The organism is Reyranella sp., from assembly GCF_965279465.1.
Taxonomy (GTDB): Bacteria; Pseudomonadota; Alphaproteobacteria; order Reyranellales; family Reyranellaceae; genus Reyranella.
Map to the genome: position 1 here is coordinate 772,820 of NZ_OZ257242.1, position 18,677 is coordinate 791,496.

Sequence of the window (18,677 nt, forward strand, 5' to 3'; positions counted from 1 at the left end):
CTGTGGCTCCCTTGCTAGCTAGCGCTGGCAGCGCGCGCAATAGAAGGTCGAGCGACCCGACTGCACCAATCGCTTGACGAGATGGCCGCAGTCCTGCGTCGGGCACGGCGCGCCGGTACGGTCGTAGACGTTGAAGCGCGTCTGGAAATAGCCGAGCTCACCGCCCGGCTGGACATGATCGCGCAAGGTCGAGCCGCCGTCGTCGATCGAGCGCAGCAGCACTTGCTTGATCGCTCCGACCAGGCGCGCGGCGCGATCGCCCTGCACAGTGTGTGCCGAGCGGCGCGGCGATATGCCGGACAGGAAAAGTGCTTCGCAGGCATAGATGTTCCCCACTCCGACAAGGGTCTTCTGATCAAGAAGAGCCGCCTTGATCGGCGTGCGTCTTCCCTTGAGCCGCGCGGCAAGTGCCGCGCCATCGAACAGCTCGTCGAGCGGTTCCGGACCCAGCCCCTTGAACGCCTTGTGCTGCGCGACGGCGTCTGTCGGCACGAGCAGCATGAGGCCGAAGCGGCGCGCATCGTTGAATCGAACCTGCCAACCATCGTCCATATCGAAGACGACATGGTCATGACGCTCGAAAGGGTGCTCGGAGGCGCTTCGTGCATCGTGCAGGGTCATGCGGCCCGACATGCCGAGATGGACGATCAGGGTCTGGCCGTCGTCGAGCCGCAGCAGCAGGTACTTTGCCCGCCGGTCGATCGCGAGGATCGTGCGCCCCTCGACCTTCTGCGCGAAGCGGGATGGCAGCGGCACGCGCAGGTCCTTGCGGCGCTGGGTCAGACGAACGACGCGATGGCCGACCATGCGCGCGAGGAGGCCACGGCGGACGGTTTCGACTTCGGGCAGCTCCGGCATGGGCTCGAGCCTAGTGCCGCGCTCCAAAGAGCGCGCTGCCGACGCGGACATGGGTGGCGCCGAGGCGCACCGCCGTCTCGTAGTCCGCGCTCATGCCCATGCTGACCTTGGAGAGTACGTTGCGCGCGGCCATCCTGGCAAGCAGCGCGAAATGCAGCGCCGGCTCCTCGTCGACCGGCGGGATGCACATCAGCCCGACGATCGGCAGCTTGTGCACGTCGCGGCAGGCGGCGACGAAGGCGTCGAGATCGGCCGGCAGGATGCCCGCCTTCTGCGGTTCCTCGCCGGTATTGACCTGGATGAAGCAGGCCGGCCGCTTGCCGGCGCGCTCCATCTCCTTGGCGAGGGTCGCGGCCAGGCGCTCGCGGTCGACCGACTGGATGACGTCGAACAGCGCCACCGCATCCCGCGCCTTGTTGGTCTGCAGCGGCCCGATCAGGTGCAACTCGAGGTCGGGATATTCCGCTTTCAGCGTGGGAAATTTCTCCTCCGCCTCCTGCACGCGATTCTCGCCGAACACCCGCTGTCCGGCATCGAGCAGCTCGCGGACGCGATCCGCGCCGTGCGTCTTGGACACGGCAACCAGGGTTACATCGGCCGCTGTTCGGCCGGCGGTCTTTGCCGCCTCGGCGATGCGGCCCTTGACCTCCGTCAGGTGATCGGCGCCGGCGCTCATGCGTCGAGGCCTGCGCGCGCGACCAGTGCGTCGTTGTTGTTCGGATTGCTCGCCAGCGCGTTGTCGAGCGTTTCGCGGGCCCGATCGCGCTCACCGAGGGCGGCGAGGCAGATGCCGTAGTTCGTCAGGATCCGCGAATCGCCCGGCAGGCCGCGCAAGGCATGCTCATGCAGCGCCCGCGCTTCGGCCGGCCTCCCGAGATCGACCAGTACCGCGCCGAGATTGGTCAGCACCAGAGGGTCGTCGGTCGCATGCCGGGAGGCGCGCTTCAACGCCCTGCGCGCCTCGTCGAAGCGCTTGAGGCCGCGCAACGCAAGGCCCTGGTTGTTGAGGGCCCCCACGTCGTCGGGCAGCGACTTGAGGTAGGGTTCCAAGGTGTCGAGCGCCTGCTGGAAGCGCTCGGTCTCTATATACGCGTACGAAAGCTGCAGGATGGCATCACGATCGAGCGGATTCTGGCGCAGGGCGCGCAGCAGCACGTTGATGGCGTCGGTGAGCCGGCCAGCGGCGGACTGGGCCCGCGCCAGCGTCTTCAGTGCCGGGGCGAAGGACGGATCGATCTCGAGCGCCTTCTGGATCGGTGCGATGGCGTCCGATACGCGGCCGGCGAAATACAGCACGAAGCCCAGGACGTGGTTCAGGCTGGCGCTCTGCGGCGCCAGAGTCAGCGCCTGCTCGGCCTCGGCAATCGCCTCGTCGTGACGGCCCATGCCGCCGAGCGCCAGCGCGCGGTCGCCCTGGATCTGCGCGCGCCGCGCCACGTCCTCGCCGGCGTCGCGCAAGGCGAGTTCGAGGATCTCGAGCGCCGGTTCGAAGTGGCCGAGGCGATAGAGCACGTGGCCCAGCATGTTGCGGCTGCGCGCCTGCATCGGGCGGAGCTGGGCCCCCTCGGCGTGCTCGAGCGCACGATCGAGGTTGCCGATCACCTCGGACAGCTCGCGTTCGGCGGCGGCGAAGCGATTCTGGTCGATATGGATGCCGGCCAGCGCCAGCCGCGCCTCGATATGCGTCGGTGCGCGGCGGATGGTGTCGCGGAAACGCTTGGCCGCCTCGTCCAGCTTGCCCAGCCGGCGGGCCACCAAGCCGAGATTGTAGGACAGCATGGGCTCGTTGGGGTCCTTGGCGATCGCCTTGCGCCACAGTGCCTCGGCGTCGCCGAGCGCGCCGCGCTGCGACAGGCACACTGCCAGGTAATGCAGGATCTCGGGCCGGTCGCCGTGGCGGGCATGCGCCATCCGGAACAGCGGCTCGGCACGATCGAACCAGCCGGCGCGCAGATATTGCAGGCCGGTCTGTAGATCGGGATCGGGCTGGACTTGGGGCGCGGTTGCCATGGCGCGCTGTGTAGACCCGCCTCGGGGCTGACGCTACATCAAACCATGGCCAAGGACGTCGATCTGTTCCGGGCGGCGATGGCCGGAGTAACGCCCCTCAAGGGCAGCCGGACACGTACCGTCCCGAGGCCGACGGCCGGGAAATCTGCGCCGCCACAGAAAGGATTCATTGCGCCGGCTGCGGCTCCGCGCGGAGTGGCGGTGCGCACGGAGGCAGCTCCCGGCGTCGCCGACCAGACCTTCGATCGCGACGTCGATCGCGCGCTGTCGAAAGGGCGGCGCACGCCCGAGGCCAAGCTCGATCTGCACGGCATGACCCTGACCGCGGCAGAACGCGCCGTCACGCATTTCATCGCCGACTCGTCGGCCCAGAATCGCCGTGTCGTCCTGATCGTGACCGGAAAGGGACTGCGCCTCGAAGGAGGTCGCGTGTTCGGCGGCCGTATCCGGGCGGAGTTCCCGAGTTGGCTCGACCGCGCGGAGAACCGGGCGCGGGTGGCAGGCGTGCGGCCTGCCCATCCGCGCCACGGCGGCAGTGGCGCCTTCTACGTGCTGCTGCGCCGGCGTTCCTCGGCCAGCAGCCGCTCCTTGCGCGCCACGCCCCAGCGATAGCCGGTCAGCGCACCGCTGGAACCGACGGCGCGATGGCAGGGAATGACCCCGGCCGCCTGGTTGGTCGCGCAGGCGCGGCCAACGGCGCGGGCCGCCGTGGGTTCGCCGATGCTCCTGGCGATCTCGCCGTAGGTCCGGGTCTGCCCCGCCGGGATCTCGGTCAGCGCCTTCCATACTTTCCATTGAAAGGCGGTCCCGATGATGTCGAGCGGCACGTCTGGCGCATCGAGCGCCGACGGCTTGCGGCCATAGAGCCGCGCCAGGACGCCCTTGACTCGCGGCGCCAGCACCGCATCGTTGCGCTCGAGATCGGCTGCCGGGAAGTCGTCCTTCAGGTCGCGCTCCAGAATGCTGTCGCTGTCGCCCAGGAACACCGCGGCGATGCCCTTCCGGGTCGCCGCGACCAGCACGCGCCCGTAGTCCGAGTCGACCGTGGTGTAGTCGATATGAGCGCCGGCGCCGCCCTTGGCATAGGTGGCGGGTGTCATGCCGAGCGTCTTGTCGCTCGATTCATAGACGCGGCTCGGCGAACCGTAGCCCGCGCCGTACAGCGCCTCGCTCACCTTCTCGCCCGAGCGCAGCGCCTTGCGGAAGCGCTCGCGCTTCCTCGCGATCAGCCAGTCGCGCGGCGTCAGGCCGAGCTCGGCCACGAAGCGCTTGCTGAGGGTGTTGGCGGTCACGCCGACCTTGCGCGCCACTTCGCCGAGCGATGGCGGCTGGTCGGTGTCGGCGGCATCGAACAGCACGCAGGCGCGTGCGACCGGCCGGCTGAGACCGAGCTCGGCTTCCCAGTCGCGCGGCTTGCAGCGCTTGCAGGGACGGAAGCCCGCCGCTTCGGCGGCTTCCGGCGAGGGATGGAAGGCCACGTTCTTGCGCAGCGGCGGACGCGCCGCGCAGGATGGCAGACAATAGACCCCGGTCGATTGGACCGAGAACCAGAATCGGCCGTTGAACGCTCGATCGCGCCGCTGGACGGCAGCCCAGCAGGAATCCGGGTCGGGGTGCATGCCAGCACGGGAGGGGCTGGCGAGCGCCTTGGGGGGGAGGGAGGGAGAGAGCTGGGTCATGGACGCTATGTAAGCGGACAATCCAACCTGCTCTATCCGGCGCCCGCCGGCAATTCCCCCGACCCGGAAGCCCTCAATTAGGACCAGAAGCCCTTGGTAGCTTCGTAACGGGCGGTGCCGCGATCCAGCCCGATGTCGCGCAACAGGCGATCATCGAGCTCGGCCAGTTGGCGGCGGGATTTGCGCAGCTCGGAGCGGGTGATGATAGCCTCGACACCGACCACGACCGTTCCGGCGAGCAGCGCCACGGCGCGGCCGAAGGAGAAGGAAGGGGTTCCCGCGTTGGCGATTTCCCGCACGCTGGACAGGGTCGACATGGCTTAGCTCCGTTTGAGGCGACCGAGACAGAATTGCCTCGTTGACCTCGTTTCTGTGCCCTATTTGCTGTATCATATGGAATAGCGCAAAGGATGAAAGCTCTGGGGGAGACATAGAAAAACTATGAACCGGTTGCCTAGATGAGCCGCTCGCAATTGCCGCTGAACGCACTCCGTGCCTTCGAAGCCGCTGCCCGTCACGCAAGCTTCACCCATGCCGCCGAGGAACTGCACGTCACGCAGGCGGCCGTCAGCCACCAGGTCAAGGCGCTCGAGGAGCGCCTCGGCGTGGCGCTGTTCGTGCGCCGGCCGCGAGGGCTGGAGATCACCGGCGAGGGCCAGGCATTGCTGCCCGACCTGCGCGATGCGTTCGACCGCATGACGAACGCGCTCGAGCGGGTCGGCCGCAAGGCCAATGCCGGTACGCTCAACGTCAGCCTGGTCACGACCTTCGCGCTGGGCTGGCTCGCACCGCGCCTGCATCGCTTCCAGGCCAAGCACCCCGAGATCGAGGTGCGCATGACGACGGGGATGCGGACTGTCGACTTCGCGCGCGAGGATTTCGACTGCGCGATTCGCTTTGCCGTGCAGCCAGATCCCGATTTGCATGCCACGCGGCTGTTCAGCGACGTGCTCACGCCGTTGTGCGGCAAGCGCTACAAGGACAAGCTGAAGACGCTCGACGATCTGAAACGCGTGCCGTTCATCGACATGACCTACGACCCGGAATGGTCGATCTGGCTGCGCGCCGTCGGCATGGGTGATTTCAAGCCCAAGCGCGTGCTGACCTTCGACTCGACGATGATCGCGGTGGAAGCGGCGATGGAGGGCGCGGGCGTCGCGGTCGGTCCGCCGCAGCTCTTCCGCGAAGAGCTTGCTGAGGGACGCCTGTACCAGCCCTTCCCGCAGATCGTCGATTCGGGCAAGGCGTGGTGGTTCGTCTGCCCGCCGTCTTCGGCCGGCCGACCCAAGACGCGCGCGTTCGAGGAGTGGCTGGTCGAGGAGCTGAGCGCCCCGCCGGTGCGCGCGGGACGGCCGGTAGCGATCGCATCGGCCACGCGCCGTTGACCCTGACAAAAACTAATGCTTGATGGCGCCATGAGCATCGATATCAGCCGTCCCTGGGCGCGCACCCCGTCGGCCACGGCCCTCGAGGCCGGTGGATTCCTCACCCTGACCAACAAGGCCAAGGAGGCCGACCGTCTGATCGCGGCCGCCAGCCCGGTTGCCGGGAAGATCGCGATCCGGGGCATCAAGATCACCGGTCCCACCATGACCATGTTGCCGATCGAGAGAGGCCTGGGCTTGCCGCCGGATACCGTCATCACGATGAAGCCGCGCGGCTACCACCTGCTCTTCGAGGATCTGAAGGCGCCGCTCGCCAAAGGCGACAAGGTGCCGGTGACCCTGACGTTCGAGAAGGCCGGCACGCGGCAGGTCGAGCTGGTGGTCGAAAGCGAGGGGCCGATCGGCAACCAGACCCTGACGGAAGGCTACAGCGGATAGCGGTGGGTCTCGCCGAAAGCGTCCCGCACCGTGAGCGCATCGGGATCGTCGCCGAGATAGGCCGGGCCGATCGGCACCTTGCCGTGGCCGCCCGGCACGTCGAGCACGTAGGTCGGCTGGGCCAGCCCGGACAGGCGTCCGCGCAGCGCTCTCATCAGCCCTTGACCCTGCGCGATCGGGACGCGGAAATGTCCGGTACCGCGCACCAGATCCGGATGATGCAGGTAATAAGGTTTCACGCGCGCGCTAACCAGCGCGCGCATGAGCTGCTCCAGGGTGGCTACGTCGTCGTTTACGCCGGCCAGCAGCACCGTCTGGCCCATCAAGGGTATGCCGGCATCGGCAAGCTTCGCGAGGGCCGTTCGTGTAACGGGCGCCAGCTCGCGTGCGTGATTGCAATGCACGGCCAGCCAGACGGACGCGCGCTCTGGCCTTAGGGCAGCCACCAGTTCGTCGGTGATCCGGCCGGGGTCGACGATCGGCACGCGGCTGTGCACGCGGATCACCGCGACATGGGTGATGGCGTCGAGCGCCTCGATCAGCTCGGCCAGCCGGCGCGGCGACATCATCAGCGGATCGCCGCCGGTCAGGATGACCTCCCAGATTTCCGCCCGATCCTGGATATAGGCGAGGGCCGCGGCGAGCTCGTCCGCCGACAGCGCCTCGCCGCCCGGCCCGACCTTCTCGCGGCGGAAGCAGAAGCGGCAATAGACCGGGCAGACATGCAGCGGCTTCAGCAGGACGCGATCGGGATAGCGATGCACGATGCCTTTCACCGGCGAGCGCGCCTCGTCGCCGATCGGATCGGCCAGTTCTTCCGGCGCGATTTCGGCTTCCTGTGCGCTCGGCACGAACTGCCGCGCGATCGGATCGTGCGCGAGGTCGGCGCGGTCGATCAGTGCCGCCATCTCGGGCGTGAGGGCGATTGCCATTGATTCTGCTGCGGCGGCGAGCCGCGGATCGGGTGCGACGAGGCCTTCGCGCTCCAGCGCTTCGAGGGACCGCAGGGTTTGCATCGGGGCGTGATTAGCCGGAAACGGTTCTTCCAACCAGTTCCGAAAACCAGCATCATCCCGGCAGAAAAAGAACGACGGAACACTTTTGGGGGTGAGGATGGCGGTCGGACGGCGCCCGATATTCGGCGAGCAGCAGCGCTTCATGCTGTTCCTGATCGCGCCCGCCGCGCTTCTTCTGCTCCTTTTCCAGGTAGTGCCGATCGCGATCGGCGCCAATGCCAGCTTCCGCGACTGGGCGCTCTACAATCCGAAGAAGATCTGGGTTGGCCTGGCCCACTACGAGGCCGTGCTCACCGACCCGGCGTTCCTCGAAGTCGTCCTGCCGAACACCTTCCTGTTCATGGTCGTGAGCGTGTTCGGCGCCCTGGTCGTGGGCCTCTCGCTCGCGTTGCTGCTCAATCGGCCGTTCTGGGGCCAGCGGCTGGTGCAGACGATCCTGCTCGTGCCCCTGATGGTGGCGCCGGTGATTGCGGCCATCATGATGCGCTGGATGTTCAACGATCAGTTCGGGATCGTGAACGCCGTGCTCGAGGGGCTGGGCCTCGAAGGCCAGCCCTGGCTGGTCCAGCGCTGGACCGCTTTCGGCGTCATCCTGCTGACCGATATCTGGCTGTGGACACCGTGGTTCACCTTGCTGCTGCTGGCCGGCCTGCAGAGCCTGCCCAAGGAGCCGTTCGAGGCGGCCGAGATCGACGGCACGTCGACCTGGCGCGTGTTCACCCACCTCACCCTGCCGATGCTTCAGCCGGTGATCGTGGTCTGCGTCGTGATCCGGGCAATCGACGCCTTCCGCACCTTCGATATCGTTTGGACCCTGACCGGCGGCGGCCCCGGCCGCTCGACCGAGCTGTTCAGCCTCTATGCCTACGTGCTGGCCTTCCTGAATCTCGATCTCGGCCGCGGCTCGGCGGCGGCGATCGTAGGCGGCCTCATCATCCTGGTGGTCGGGATCGGGATGTACCGGCTGGTCGACCGCGTGACGAAGAGCTGACGATGGCCATGGTTCGCCAACCCCTGCTGTTCGGTTGGATGCCCCTGCTGGGGCGGCGTGCGCTGTTCGCGCTGGCGCTGTTCGTGATCTGCTTCCTGTTCGCCTTCCCCGTTCTGTGGCTGATCCTGACGTCGCTGCGGCCCGAGTCGGGCGTCTATTACGTCCATCGCGGAACCGAGTTCACCCTCGCGAGCTTCGCCGAGGTGCTGCAGGAAGAGCGGCTGGTCCAGGCCTTCGTCAATTCGGCGCTGATCTCCACCCTGGCGACCGTTTTCTCGCTGCTGGTGACGGTGTCGAGCGGCTACATGCTGTCGCGCTTCAAGGGGCCGGCCTCGAGCACCTGGTTCGGCACGATCTATGTGTTCCGCTGCGTGCCTTATATATCATGGGTGATCCCGCTCTATTTCGTAGCGCAGAGCTGGGGGCTCTACGACACCTATCTCGGGCTGCTGCTGCCGCACATCGCCGTCCACATCTGCTTCTTCTCCTGGCTGATGAAGGGCTTCTTCGACGGCATCGATCCCTCGATGGAGCATGCCGCCCTGATCGACGGCTGCACGCGCTGGGGCGCGTTCCTGCGCGTGGCCCTGCCGTCGGCGATCCCGGCGATCTCCGCATTGGGCGTGCTGTGCTGGCTGTTCACCTGGAATGAGTTCCTGTTCGCCCTGATTCTGACCGGCAACAAGGTGCCGATGATCACCGTGGTCATGGCCCAGTTCGTCACCGAGATGGGGCTGCGCTGGAACCTGATGGCCGCCACGGCGGTCCTGGCGCTGGTGCCGGCGTTCCTGCTGGCGCTGTTCGGGCAGAAGTACGTGATCCGGGGTTTGCGGATCTAAGAAGACAACAAGCACAGAGGAGGAGACGACATGTTCAGGTTGGGAAGACGGGCGTTGGCTGCAGCAGCGGCCTGCGTCATTGCGGCCGGCGCGGCGAATGCGCAGGTCAAGGAATTGCGGATCGGCTACCAGCCGAGCCCGATCCAGGACGCTTCGATCGCGATGTTCGAGACCTGGGGCGCCAAGAAGGGCATCAAGATCGTCAAGGTGCCGAACTCCTACGGCGTCTATGTGGAGAAGATGACGGCGTCGCTGACGTCGAACTCCGACCAGTACGACGTGATCTGGCACAACGACGACTGGGGCCAGCTCTGGGCCCACCTGCTCGAGCCGACCGACGACATCGACGCCCTGAAGTACGCCGAGAAGTGGGGCATGGACAAAGTCGTGTTCGGCAACGCCCAGGGCCAGAACACTGTCGTGCCGATGGGCCAGACCTTCAGCGTCTTCTTCTATCGCAGCGATCTGGTGAAGCCCGAGGAAGTGCCGAAGACGCTGGCCGAGCTGGTCGAGACGTCGAAGAAGCTGCAGGCGGCCAACAAGGTGAAGTTCGGCTATGTCGGCGGCATGGCCATGAACCACAGCTGGTTCAGCTGGTTCTGGTCGATGTGGGGCAACAATTGCGACGTGCTCGCGCCGCCCTACGAACGCGACAACGCGAAGCTCGCGGCCAACGGCTGGAAGTCGATGCTCGCCGAACCCTGCATGAAGGAGACGGTCGAATACTGGTGGGACGCGATCAATACCCACAAGATCTCGCCGCGCGGCATGCCGGCCTACGACCGCAACGAGGCCAACGCCATCTTCATGGGCGGCGACGCCGCCTTCACCGTCGCGGACTCGCTGTGGTGGGGCACGTTCAACGATCCGGCCAAGTCGAAGATGGCGGGCAAGATCGGCGCCGCCCGCTTCCCGCTCGGACCGAACCGCAAGGAGCCGTTCGCGTGGGACGACATCTGGGGCTGGGCAATTCCGAAGTCGATCTCGCCGGAGCGCAAGGCGCTGACCAAGGAGATGCTTGCCGCCATGATGGTCGACAAGGAAGGACAGATGAAGATGTTCAAGGCGACCGGCGCACCCCCGCCGAACACCGAGTTCTGGCCCGACATCGCCGCGGCCGATCCCTTCATGAAGCTGCTGAAGGAGGCGGTGCTCGATTCGCCAAACAAGGTGCGCGGCGCCTATTACTTCCCGAATTGGCCGGCGGTGCACAAGGCGTTCAACGACACCGTCACGAAGGCCGTCACCGGCAAGCGCGAGGACATCGCGAAGGTCCTGGTCGACGGCGCGCCGCTGGTCAGCAAGGCGGCGCAGTAGCGAAGGAAGACAGCATCTCTCTCATGTTCCTCTCCCCCGCTAGGGGGAGAGGCTAGGAGAGGGTGCTGCGAAGATCGTCTGTAACCCCTTCTCCCCGCCTCTCCCCCTAGCGGGGAAGAGGAGCATGATAGTCGAGTTGCTATGGCGTCGATTTCCCTCTCCAAGCTCAACAAGCACTACGGGTCGCTGCACCATGCCGTGAAGGACGTCGACCTCGAGATCGCCGACAAGGAGTTCGTGGCCCTCGTCGGCCCGTCGGGCTGCGGCAAGTCCACCACGCTGCGCATGATCGCGGGGCTGGAGGACATCTCGGGCGGCGAAATCCGGATCGGCGACAAGGTGGTGAACCATCTGCCGCCGCGCGACCGCGACGTGGCAATGGTGTTCCAGAACTACGCGCTCTATCAGCACATGAACGTCTACGACAATCTCGCCTTCGGCCTGCGCAACAAGAAGGTGCCCGAGAGCGACATCAAGGCGGGGATCGACCGGGCGGCCGAAATCCTGGGCCTGCACGAGCTGATGAAGCGCAAGCCGCGCCAGCTTTCGGGCGGCCAGCAGCAGCGGGTGGCGCTCGGCCGCTGCATCGTGCGCAATCCGCTCGTCTTCCTGTTCGACGAGCCGTTGTCCAACCTCGACGCCAAGCTGCGCGCCCAGATGCGCATCGAGATCAAGCGCCTGCATGCCCAGGTGCCGACGACCTCGGTCTTCGTTACCCACGACCAGGTCGAGGCGATGACGCTGGGCGACCGGATCGTTGTGATGCGGGATGGCCGCGTCCAGCAAGTCGGCACGCCGCTGTCGGTCTATTCCAAGCCGGTGAATCGCTTTGTGGCCGGGTTCATCGGCGCGCCGGCCATGAACTTCATCGAGGTGACGGTGGGCGCCGATCTCGCGGTGACGGCCGACGGCCTTCGCCTCGTGGTGACCGAACCCGTTAGCCGCGCGCTGGAGGCGTATCGCGGCCGCAAGGTCATCCTCGGCATGCGGCCCGAGCATCTGGTGCTGGGCGACGGAGCCGAAGGCCGCTCCTTCGATTGCGTCGTCGAGGTCGTCGAGCAGCTCGGCTCCGAAATCCTGCTCGAAGCCCGACTCGGCACGACCCGCATCACCATCGCCCGCGTGCCGGCCGAGACGGCGGTCGCGGCCGGCGACCGTGTGCGCGTGTCGGCGCCGCCGGGCCGGCTGCATTTCTTCGATCCCGACACCGAAAGCGCAATCGTGGCCTGAAGAAATGACGCGTCCTTTGTCTGCGTACCGGGTCGTCGAGCTGGGGACCCTGCCGGCTGGCGCCTATGCCGCTCGGCTGTTCGCCGATTTCGGCGCCGAGGTCATCAAGGTCGAGCCGCCCGGGGGCGATCCGGCACGCACGTTCCCGCCGATGATCGACGCGAAGACCAGCGGCTGGTTCGCCTATCTCAACTACGGCAAGAAGAGCGTCACGTCGGATGCGGTCGATCTTGATGCGCTGCTGGGCGGCGCTCAGGTGCTGATCGATTCGACCGGCCTTGACCATTCGGCCCATCCGCACCTCGTGGCGGTGGATTTGAGCTGGTTCGGCAAATCGGGCCCGTATCGCGACTTCAAGGCGACCGATGCGATGTGCCGCGCCCTCGCGGGCTTCGTGCAGCTGATCGGGCCGGCCGAAGGGCCGCCGCTCACTCTGCCGGATTATCAGTCGGCGATCATGGGCGGGCTTGCGACTTTCATTCCGGCGATGGCGGCGCTGATTGGCGGACGCAGCCGCACCTGGGAGGTGAGCGTCCACGAGGCGACGGTCGCGCTCGCCGAGTATCAGGCGATCGAAGGCTGGGCGACGGGCCCACAGAAGCGTTGGGGCTTCAATCGCTTCACGCCGACCTATCCGATGGGCGTCTACCGCTGCAAGCAGGGCTGGATCGGCATCACCATCGTCACGCCGGCGCAGTGGAAGTCCTTCTGCGACCTGATGGGCATGCCCGAGCTCGGCCGCGATCCCGATCACGTCATGGGCGGCGAACGGCTGGCGCGGGCCGACGCACTGGAGGCGCGCTTCATTCCGCGTTTCCTCGATCGCACGGCCGAGGAATGGTTCGCACTCGGTCTCGAGCTGCGCCTGCCATTCGCGATCGTGCCGGACATGGCGCAGGTGCTGAGCTGGCCGGTGTTCCGCGGCCGCAAGGCGATCGTGCCGATCACGATCGGGGACCAGACCATCGAGGCGCCGGGCTCGCCGTTTCATCTCACCGCGACGCCAGCGAACTTCGGAGGGCGCGTTCCGGATCTCGGCGAGCACAACGCCCTCTGTCGTCCTGAGCGGAGCGAAGGACCTGACGCTCCTTCAAAAGGCGTTCTTTGGAGTGAGCGTGAGGTCCTTCGCGCCGCTCAGGACGACAGGCGGCCCCTCACGGGACTCCGCATCATCGACCTGTCGATGGGCTGGGCCGGGCCGATCTGCACGCGCAACCTCGCCGATCTCGGCGCCGACGTGATCAAGATCGAGGCCTGCGGCTATCCCGACTGGTGGCGAGGCGTCGACAACCGCATCGAGACGGTGACGCAGCGGCTCTACGAGAAGTCGCACCGCTTCAACATCATGAACCGCGGCAAGCGCGCGATTACGCTCGACCTCACCGTTCCCGAAGGCGTGGCGCTCGCCAAGGCGCTGGTGAAAGGCGCCGATGCGGTGATCGAGAATTATTCCGCCGAGGTGCTGCGCAAGTTCGGCCTCGACTACCCCGAGCTCGCCAAGGTGAACCCGTCGCTGGTCATGGTCTCGATGGCTGCCTTCGGCAGCACCGGCCCGTGGAAGGAGACGCGGGCCTACGGCTCGACTCTGGAACAGGGCTCCGGCCTGCCGAGCGTCGCCGGCCGCCCCGATGATCCGCCGATGATGAACCATCTCGCCTTCGGCGACGCCGTCGGTGGCCTCAATGCCTGCTCGGCGATGCTGATTGCGTTGCTTCATCGCAAGCGGACGGGACAGAGCCAGTTCATCGATCTCTCCCAGGTCCAGTGCATGCTGCCGTTCGCGGCGGCCTGGGCGATCGAGCAGTCCGCAACCGGGCGCATCACGCCGCGCGCTGGCAACCGCCATCCGCTCTACAGGCCGCACGGCGTCTTTCCGTCGTCGGGCATCGACAAGTGGATATTCGTCGCCGCGACCGACGATGCGATGTGGAAGGCACTCGCGCAGGTCATCGGCTGGAGGGGCCCGCGCACCACCGAAGAGGAGATCGAACGCGCCGTTGCCGCCTGGACATGCCGGCGTTCCGCGGATGACGCGATGGAAATTCTACAGCGAGCAGGCGTGGTTGCGGGCGTAGTGCGCCACCCGGTCGAGCTCATTGACGACCCACATCTGAAGGCGCGTGGCTTCTGGCAATGGATCGAGCGTGCCTATGTCGGTCGCCACCCGCAGCCCTCGCCGCCCTATCGCGAGTCTGACTCACCCGTCACGGTGACGACTCCGGCGGCGACGCTCGGCCAGTACAATGAAGAAGTGCTGACCGGGGTGCTCGGCCTGTCGAAGAGCGAAATCGAGCGGCTCCGGCGCGAGGGCGTGATCGGCACCGAGGCGTTGCCGCCGGCGCAGCGAAAGGCGCGTGCGATGACGGGCTAGGCTGCCAGGACCGTCAGCAAGCGGCGTTAATCTTGCTTGCTCCTCCGGAGACGGGGGAGAGCGATATGGCGACCGATCTCGAGGCTGTCGCGAAAGAGCGCGGCCTCAAATATTTTCTGATCTCCTTTACCGACCTGATGGGTGTTCAGCGGGCCAAGCTGGTGCCGGCTTCGGCGATCGGCAGCATGGCCAAGGCCGGGGCGGCGTTCGCAGGCTTCGCGACCTGGCTCGACATGACGCCGGCCGATCCCGATCTGTTCGCCATCCCGGATCCCGAGAGCCTGATCGTGCTGCCGTGGAAGCCGGAGGTCGGCTGGCTCGCCGCCGATGCCTGGATGAACGGCAAGCCGGTCGAACATGCGCCGCGCAACGTGCTGAAGCAGCTGATCGTCGAGGCGAGCGCCAAGGGTTACGAGATGAAGACCGGCGTCGAGTGCGAGTTCTTTCTCATCTCGCCCGACGGTAAGGAGATCGCGGATTCGGCCGACCGCCAGCAGAAGCCCTGCTACGACCAGGCCGCCCTGATGCGGCGCTACGACGTGATCGCCGAGATTTGCGACGCCATGCAGGCGCTGGGGTGGCGGCCCTATCAGAACGACCATGAGGACGCGAACGGCCAGTTCGAGATGAACTGGCAGTACGACACCGCCCTGGTCACCGCCGACCGGCATTCCTTCTTCAAGTACATGGTCCGCTCGATCGCCGAGCGGCACGGACTGCGTGCGACCTTCATGCCGAAACCCTTCGCCGATCTCACCGGCAACGGTTGTCATGCCCATGTCTCGCTGTGGGCCGACGGCCGGAATCTGTTCGACGATCCGGCGGGCGAGCTGGGCGTCTCGGCGCTGGGCTACCAGTTCCTGGCCGGCATGCTGCACTCGGCCGCCGCGCTTGCGGCGGTGTTCAATCCGACCGTCAATTCCTACAAGCGCATCAACGCGCCGCCCACCACCTCGGGCGCGACCTGGTCGCCGAGCTCGATCACCTACACCGGCAACAACCGCACGCACATGATCCGCATTCCCGAGCCCGGCCGATTCGAGCTGCGGCTGGCCGACGGCGCGGCCAATCCGTACCTGCTGCAGGCCGGCATCCTCGCGGCGGGTCTCGATGGCATCGCCCAGGCGCGCGATCCGGGCAAGCGGCTCGACATCAACATGTACACGTGCGGCAGCACGGTCGAGGCCAAGAAGCTGCCGCAGAACCTGCTCGACGCCTTACGGCTCTTCGAGTCCTCGCCGCTATTGCCCGACCTCACGCCGGCCTACGTGAAGCTGAAGCGCGCCGAATGGGACGCCTACTCCCGCCACCTCTCGCCCTGGGAGCGGGCGAACACGCTGGATGTCTGATCACGCTCTTCCACACTGCCAGCTTCAGGCTCGCTTACTTATGGCCTTTCAAGGGGGGCTGCTCAGCCAGCACTTCGTCGACCACGTCGAGCCATTTGGGCAGGCAAACGGTGGCGCGATCGTACTCCGCCACCGCCGTGGCGCGAGCGTTGTCGCGCAGACGCCGGAACCGCTCGGGCTTGCGGCAAGCCTCAGCGAGCTGGGCCGCGAGGGCGTCCACGTCGAAGAAAGGGACGAGCAGCCCATTCTCCTCGTGGCGCACCACGTCGCGTACGGGAGCGGTGTCGGACCCGATGATCAGGCAGCCGCAAGCCATGGCGTCGAGCAGCGACCAGGACAGCGCGAAAGGATAGGTCAGGTAGACGTGCGCCCACGAAGCGGCGAAGACGTACAAGAGCTGCTCATAGGGTAGCGGCCCCACCCAGTGGACACGCGCGGGATCGAGCCGGTCGCCGACCTCGCCGAGAAGCCGTTGCTTCCAGGAGCCTTCTGGCGGTGGTCGTCCATAGGTGTCGGGATCGTCGGCGCCGACCATCAGGACGTGCGCGTCCGGAACCTCGGACAGGAAGCGGGGCAGCGCGCGCATGAACACGTGGAACCCACGCAACGGCTCGAAACGGCGATTGATGAAGGTGATTACCGGCGTTGAACGGTCCAGAATGGTGCCATCTCGAAGTGTCAGCTGCGTTTGTGGGAAAGGACGCGCCGCCTGGGTATCGACGCCCTCGTGCACCACTCTGATGAGCGGCTGGAATACGCCTGGATAGGTGCTCGCCTGATAGGGTGTCGGCGCGACGATGCGGGTGGCCTGAGCGAAGCTCAGCGCGAAGGCGGCGTTGCCCGCCTGCTGGACCATGGCGGCCTCCAGCGACGGCGCGGAGAACTCGGGGTCGAAGTTGAAGTTCGCACCTTGCGTTCGGTAGTAGAACTCGCCCACCTGGATTTGCGGGGTGTCCGGGAAAACCTCGCGCAGGAACAGCATCTCGCCCCAGGAGGGATGGCCGACGATCAGGTCAGGCAGGAAGCCGTTGCGGCGAAGCTCCATCGCCGCCTCCGCCCCGCCGGCACCCGCGACCAGCTGCGACTCCGCCTGCCGGACCAGCCTGCGCGGCGAGCCCTGCTGCGGCCCGCTGGGTCGCCAGCGAATGCTCGCCATGCCCTCCAGGTCGGTTCCGGTCGGGCCGTTGATCAGCGCACCCGTCCAGCCCCGTTCACGCAGCGCCGCGGCGAGAAACGCGAAGCGCCCCGGGGCGCCGTTATGGACGAACAGGACGTTCGGCACGGCCCTCAGCTCCTCGACTGAGCAGGTTCGGTCAAGGCGTCGTCGCCGCCATCTGCGGCAGCCACAGGGCGATCGTCGGCCAGATCGACAGGATCAGCAGCATCAGCAGCATGGTGATGACGAACGGTGAGGTGCCGATGATGACGTCGTCGATCTTGCCGCGTTTGCGCAGGCCCTGGACGACATAGAGGTTGATGCCGACCGGCGGGGTGATCATCGCCAGTTCCATCAGCAGGATGACCATGATGCCGAACCAGATCGGATCGTAGCCGGCGTTGATCACGATCGGCGCGATGATCGGCACCGTCGCCACCATCATCGACAGCGTCTCCATGAACATGCCGAGGATGAAGTAGAAGATCACGACGACGACCAGCAGCTCGACCTTGCTGAGGCCGAGACTGGTGATGAAGCGATTGACCTGCCCGGTCAGGCCGATCGAGGTGATGACGAAGTTCAGGAAATAGGCCGCCAGCAGGATCGCCATGATCATGCCGGTGGTGCGCATCGTGCCTTCGAAGGCATTGAGCAGCGTGCGCACGGTCAGCCGCCGGTTTGCGGCGGCAATCCCGATGGCGGCGATCACACCGAGCGCGGCGGACTCCGTCGCCGTCGCCCAGCCGGCATAGATCGAGCCGATGACCGCCAGGAAGATCACCAGGGGCGGGATCAGGTCGGGCAGGGCCGCGAAGCGCTGCGCCCAGCTTGTCGAGGTCGGCGTGCCGCCCATCGACGGCTTGATCAGGCAGATGACGAGCACGGTCAGGCTGAACAGGGTTGCCAGCAAGAGGCCGGGGATGAACCCCGCGAGATAGAGCTTGGGAATCGAGGTCTCGGTGAGCACGCCATAGACGATCATGTTGATCGAAGGCGGGATGAGAATGCCGAGCGTGCCGCCGGCGGCGATCGTGCCGAGGAACAGCCGCTCCGAATAGCCGCGCTTCTCGACCTCGCCGAGGGCGACGGTGCCGATGGTCGCCGCCGTGGCGACACTCGAGCCGGAGGTTGCCGCGAACATCGCGCAGGCCGCGATATTGGAATGCATCAGCCCGCCGGGCAGCCACGGCACCCACAGCACCAGCGCGCCGTACATGCGCTCGGCCATGCCCGAACGCAGCAGGATTTCGCCCAGCAGCACGAAGAACGGGATGGCGACCAGCAGGAAGTTGTTCGAAGTGCCCCAGGCGATCTCGCCCATCGCCAGCGACAGCGGCAGCTTGGAATAGATCGCCGACAGCGACAGGCCGAGAACGCCGAGGCCTGCCGCGACCGGGATCGCCAGCGCCAGCAGGCCGAGCAGGATCAGGAGGGTGATGCCCAGCACGCTAGTTGCCTCCACCGACCTGGCGATTCTTCAGGTCGCGGATTTCATCCTCGACCTCCTCCTCGGCGGAGCGCGTGCTGATCAATTGCGCCATTCCGCGAAGGTCGCCGGAGAGGCCGACCCTGAGGGCGTGGATCAGCAGGACGAGTCCGACCAAGACAAAGGAAGCGAGGCCTGCGATCCACAACACCTGCGGGATTATCGTCGGAGTCTCGAGCGCCGACTGGCTGCGCGATTCCGAGATCCACGACTGCGACACGACACCGAGCCCGTGCCACAGTGTAAGCGCGAAGAAGCTGACGAAAAGGACGAGTGCAACGATATCGAGGGTGAGGCGCAGCTTCTGCGGGAACAGCACATAAAGCGAGTCGATGCGGATGTGAGCACGATCGAGCAGTGCCGCTCCGAGCCCCCAGGCAGTGCCGATCGCGAGCGCGTAGCCCGCGAGCTCATCGGCACCGCCGATCGAACGGTCGAGGAACTTGCGCATCAGGACATCGATGCCGATGAGGACAGCTGCCAGCAGCACCAGCGCGCCGCCGAACCACAGGCCCCATTGGGCGAAGCGCCGCAGGCCGGACATTGCGC

General features: G+C 66.4%; 18 protein-coding genes. 9 read left to right on the forward strand and 9 right to left on the reverse strand.

What is annotated here, in order from left to right:
• Window positions 1-18 precede the first annotated feature (18 nt).
• From mutM to ACQY8M_RS03830, 3 genes are read right to left on the reverse strand one after another with little or no spacing between them, the layout of a single operon-like run.
• A complete protein-coding gene (mutM, locus tag ACQY8M_RS03820) occupies window positions 19-858 on the reverse strand; it encodes a bifunctional DNA-formamidopyrimidine glycosylase/DNA-(apurinic or apyrimidinic site) lyase (RefSeq protein ID WP_428669161.1) in 840 nt (279 codons plus the stop codon).
• A gap of 10 nt (window positions 859-868) precedes the next feature.
• Window positions 869-1,534, reverse strand: coding sequence for a YggS family pyridoxal phosphate-dependent enzyme (locus ACQY8M_RS03825; protein WP_428669162.1), 666 nt, complete (start codon window positions 1,532-1,534; stop codon window positions 869-871).
• The gene (locus ACQY8M_RS03830) at window positions 1,531-2,868 is read right to left on the reverse strand and encodes a tetratricopeptide repeat protein (protein ID WP_428669163.1); all 1,338 of its coding nucleotides are present in this window, start codon (window positions 2,866-2,868) and stop codon (window positions 1,531-1,533) included. Before ACQY8M_RS03830 ends, ACQY8M_RS03825 begins: the two co-directional genes overlap by 4 nt.
• A 45-nt stretch (window positions 2,869-2,913) precedes the next feature.
• Between ACQY8M_RS03830 and ACQY8M_RS03835 the strand changes: the two genes are divergently transcribed.
• A complete protein-coding gene (locus tag ACQY8M_RS03835) occupies window positions 2,914-3,480 on the forward strand; it encodes a Smr/MutS family protein (protein WP_428669164.1) in 567 nt (188 codons plus the stop codon).
• On the opposite strand, the gene ada is transcribed toward ACQY8M_RS03835, so the two are convergent.
• Window positions 3,414-4,487: a bifunctional DNA-binding transcriptional regulator/O6-methylguanine-DNA methyltransferase Ada gene (gene ada / locus ACQY8M_RS03840; protein WP_428669165.1), complete on the reverse strand. Its 1,074-nt coding sequence runs from the start codon at window positions 4,485-4,487 to the stop codon at window positions 3,414-3,416. The two genes, ACQY8M_RS03835 and ada, sit on opposite strands and share 67 nt — an antisense overlap.
• Window positions 4,488-4,624: 137 nt before the next feature.
• Window positions 4,625-4,864 carry a DUF1127 domain-containing protein gene (locus tag ACQY8M_RS03845; RefSeq protein ID WP_428669166.1) on the reverse strand — a complete coding sequence of 80 codons (240 nt, stop codon included), beginning with the start codon at window positions 4,862-4,864 and terminating at the stop codon, window positions 4,625-4,627.
• A 141-nt stretch (window positions 4,865-5,005) separates the two neighbouring features.
• Between ACQY8M_RS03845 and gcvA the strand changes: the two genes are divergently transcribed.
• The gene (gene gcvA, locus ACQY8M_RS03850) at window positions 5,006-5,932 is read left to right on the forward strand and encodes a transcriptional regulator GcvA (protein WP_428669167.1); all 927 of its coding nucleotides are present in this window, start codon (window positions 5,006-5,008) and stop codon (window positions 5,930-5,932) included.
• Window positions 5,933-5,962: 30 nt separating this feature from the next.
• Entirely contained in the window at window positions 5,963-6,370 is a 408-nt protein-coding gene (locus ACQY8M_RS03855) for a copper chaperone PCu(A)C (protein WP_428669168.1), read from the forward strand.
• On the opposite strand, the gene ACQY8M_RS03860 is transcribed toward ACQY8M_RS03855, so the two are convergent.
• A complete protein-coding gene (locus ACQY8M_RS03860; RefSeq protein WP_428669169.1) occupies window positions 6,358-7,386 on the reverse strand; it encodes a lysine-2,3-aminomutase-like protein in 1,029 nt (342 codons plus the stop codon). The two genes, ACQY8M_RS03855 and ACQY8M_RS03860, sit on opposite strands and share 13 nt — an antisense overlap.
• A 97-nt stretch (window positions 7,387-7,483) precedes the next feature.
• Between ACQY8M_RS03860 and ACQY8M_RS03865 the strand changes: the two genes are divergently transcribed.
• The 6 genes from ACQY8M_RS03865 to glnT all read left to right on the forward strand — a co-directional run bounded on the left by ACQY8M_RS03865 (window position 7,484) and on the right by glnT (window position 15,483).
• Complete coding sequence (locus ACQY8M_RS03865; RefSeq protein ID WP_428669170.1) at window positions 7,484-8,377, forward strand: carbohydrate ABC transporter permease; 894 nt, start codon at window positions 7,484-7,486, stop codon at window positions 8,375-8,377.
• An 8-nt stretch (window positions 8,378-8,385) separates the two neighbouring features.
• Window positions 8,386-9,216 (forward strand): carbohydrate ABC transporter permease, encoded by an 831-nt coding sequence (locus ACQY8M_RS03870; RefSeq protein ID WP_428669171.1) that lies wholly within the window; start codon window positions 8,386-8,388, stop codon window positions 9,214-9,216.
• 30 nt (window positions 9,217-9,246) lie between these two features.
• Window positions 9,247-10,533, forward strand: a complete 1,287-nt coding sequence (locus ACQY8M_RS03875) for an extracellular solute-binding protein (RefSeq protein ID WP_428669172.1) — start codon at window positions 9,247-9,249, stop codon at window positions 10,531-10,533.
• Window positions 10,534-10,674: 141 nt separating this feature from the next.
• A complete protein-coding gene (locus ACQY8M_RS03880) occupies window positions 10,675-11,763 on the forward strand; it encodes an ABC transporter ATP-binding protein (protein ID WP_428669173.1) in 1,089 nt (362 codons plus the stop codon).
• A gap of 4 nt (window positions 11,764-11,767) precedes the next feature.
• Window positions 11,768-14,134 carry a CaiB/BaiF CoA transferase family protein gene (locus ACQY8M_RS03885; RefSeq protein WP_428669174.1) on the forward strand — a complete coding sequence of 789 codons (2,367 nt, stop codon included), beginning with the start codon at window positions 11,768-11,770 and terminating at the stop codon, window positions 14,132-14,134.
• 65 nt (window positions 14,135-14,199) lie between these two features.
• The gene (gene glnT, locus ACQY8M_RS03890; RefSeq protein ID WP_428669175.1) at window positions 14,200-15,483 is read left to right on the forward strand and encodes a type III glutamate--ammonia ligase; all 1,284 of its coding nucleotides are present in this window, start codon (window positions 14,200-14,202) and stop codon (window positions 15,481-15,483) included.
• A gap of 34 nt (window positions 15,484-15,517) precedes the next feature.
• Here glnT and ACQY8M_RS03895 read toward each other — a convergent pair whose 3' ends face one another.
• From ACQY8M_RS03895 to ACQY8M_RS03905, 3 genes are read right to left on the reverse strand one after another with little or no spacing between them, the layout of a single operon-like run.
• Window positions 15,518-16,765 carry a glycosyltransferase gene (locus ACQY8M_RS03895; RefSeq protein ID WP_428669176.1) on the reverse strand — a complete coding sequence of 416 codons (1,248 nt, stop codon included), beginning with the start codon at window positions 16,763-16,765 and terminating at the stop codon, window positions 15,518-15,520.
• Window positions 16,766-16,796: 31 nt separating this feature from the next.
• Window positions 16,797-18,089, reverse strand: a complete 1,293-nt coding sequence (locus tag ACQY8M_RS03900; protein ID WP_428669177.1) for a TRAP transporter large permease — start codon at window positions 18,087-18,089, stop codon at window positions 16,797-16,799.
• Window position 18,090: 1 nt separating this feature from the next.
• Window positions 18,091-18,672: a TRAP transporter small permease subunit gene (locus ACQY8M_RS03905; protein WP_428669178.1), complete on the reverse strand. Its 582-nt coding sequence runs from the start codon at window positions 18,670-18,672 to the stop codon at window positions 18,091-18,093.
• Between the last annotated feature and the right edge of the window lie 5 nt (window positions 18,673-18,677).

What these genes read in the sequence shown, in the direction of transcription:
- mutM (WP_428669161.1), bottom strand. Translation starts at nt 858, where the DNA reads ATGCCGGAGCTGCCCGAAGTCGAAACCGTCCGCCGTGGCCTCCTCGCG.
- ACQY8M_RS03825 (WP_428669162.1), bottom strand. Translation starts at nt 1,534, where the DNA reads ATGAGCGCCGGCGCCGATCACCTGACGGAGGTCAAGGGCCGCATCGCC.
- ACQY8M_RS03830 (WP_428669163.1), bottom strand. Translation starts at nt 2,868, where the DNA reads ATGGCAACCGCGCCCCAAGTCCAGCCCGATCCCGATCTACAGACCGGC.
- ACQY8M_RS03835 (WP_428669164.1), top strand. Translation starts at nt 2,914, where the DNA reads ATGGCCAAGGACGTCGATCTGTTCCGGGCGGCGATGGCCGGAGTAACG.
- ada (WP_428669165.1), bottom strand. Translation starts at nt 4,487, where the DNA reads ATGCACCCCGACCCGGATTCCTGCTGGGCTGCCGTCCAGCGGCGCGAT.
- ACQY8M_RS03845 (WP_428669166.1), bottom strand. Translation starts at nt 4,864, where the DNA reads ATGTCGACCCTGTCCAGCGTGCGGGAAATCGCCAACGCGGGAACCCCT.
- gcvA (WP_428669167.1), top strand. Translation starts at nt 5,006, where the DNA reads ATGAGCCGCTCGCAATTGCCGCTGAACGCACTCCGTGCCTTCGAAGCC.
- ACQY8M_RS03855 (WP_428669168.1), top strand. Translation starts at nt 5,963, where the DNA reads ATGAGCATCGATATCAGCCGTCCCTGGGCGCGCACCCCGTCGGCCACG.
- ACQY8M_RS03860 (WP_428669169.1), bottom strand. Translation starts at nt 7,386, where the DNA reads ATGCAAACCCTGCGGTCCCTCGAAGCGCTGGAGCGCGAAGGCCTCGTC.
- ACQY8M_RS03865 (WP_428669170.1), top strand. Translation starts at nt 7,484, where the DNA reads ATGGCGGTCGGACGGCGCCCGATATTCGGCGAGCAGCAGCGCTTCATG.
- ACQY8M_RS03870 (WP_428669171.1), top strand. Translation starts at nt 8,386, where the DNA reads ATGGTTCGCCAACCCCTGCTGTTCGGTTGGATGCCCCTGCTGGGGCGG.
- ACQY8M_RS03875 (WP_428669172.1), top strand. Translation starts at nt 9,247, where the DNA reads ATGTTCAGGTTGGGAAGACGGGCGTTGGCTGCAGCAGCGGCCTGCGTC.
- ACQY8M_RS03880 (WP_428669173.1), top strand. Translation starts at nt 10,675, where the DNA reads ATGGCGTCGATTTCCCTCTCCAAGCTCAACAAGCACTACGGGTCGCTG.
- ACQY8M_RS03885 (WP_428669174.1), top strand. Translation starts at nt 11,768, where the DNA reads ATGACGCGTCCTTTGTCTGCGTACCGGGTCGTCGAGCTGGGGACCCTG.
- glnT (WP_428669175.1), top strand. Translation starts at nt 14,200, where the DNA reads ATGGCGACCGATCTCGAGGCTGTCGCGAAAGAGCGCGGCCTCAAATAT.
- ACQY8M_RS03905 (WP_428669178.1), bottom strand. Translation starts at nt 18,672, where the DNA reads ATGTCCGGCCTGCGGCGCTTCGCCCAATGGGGCCTGTGGTTCGGCGGC.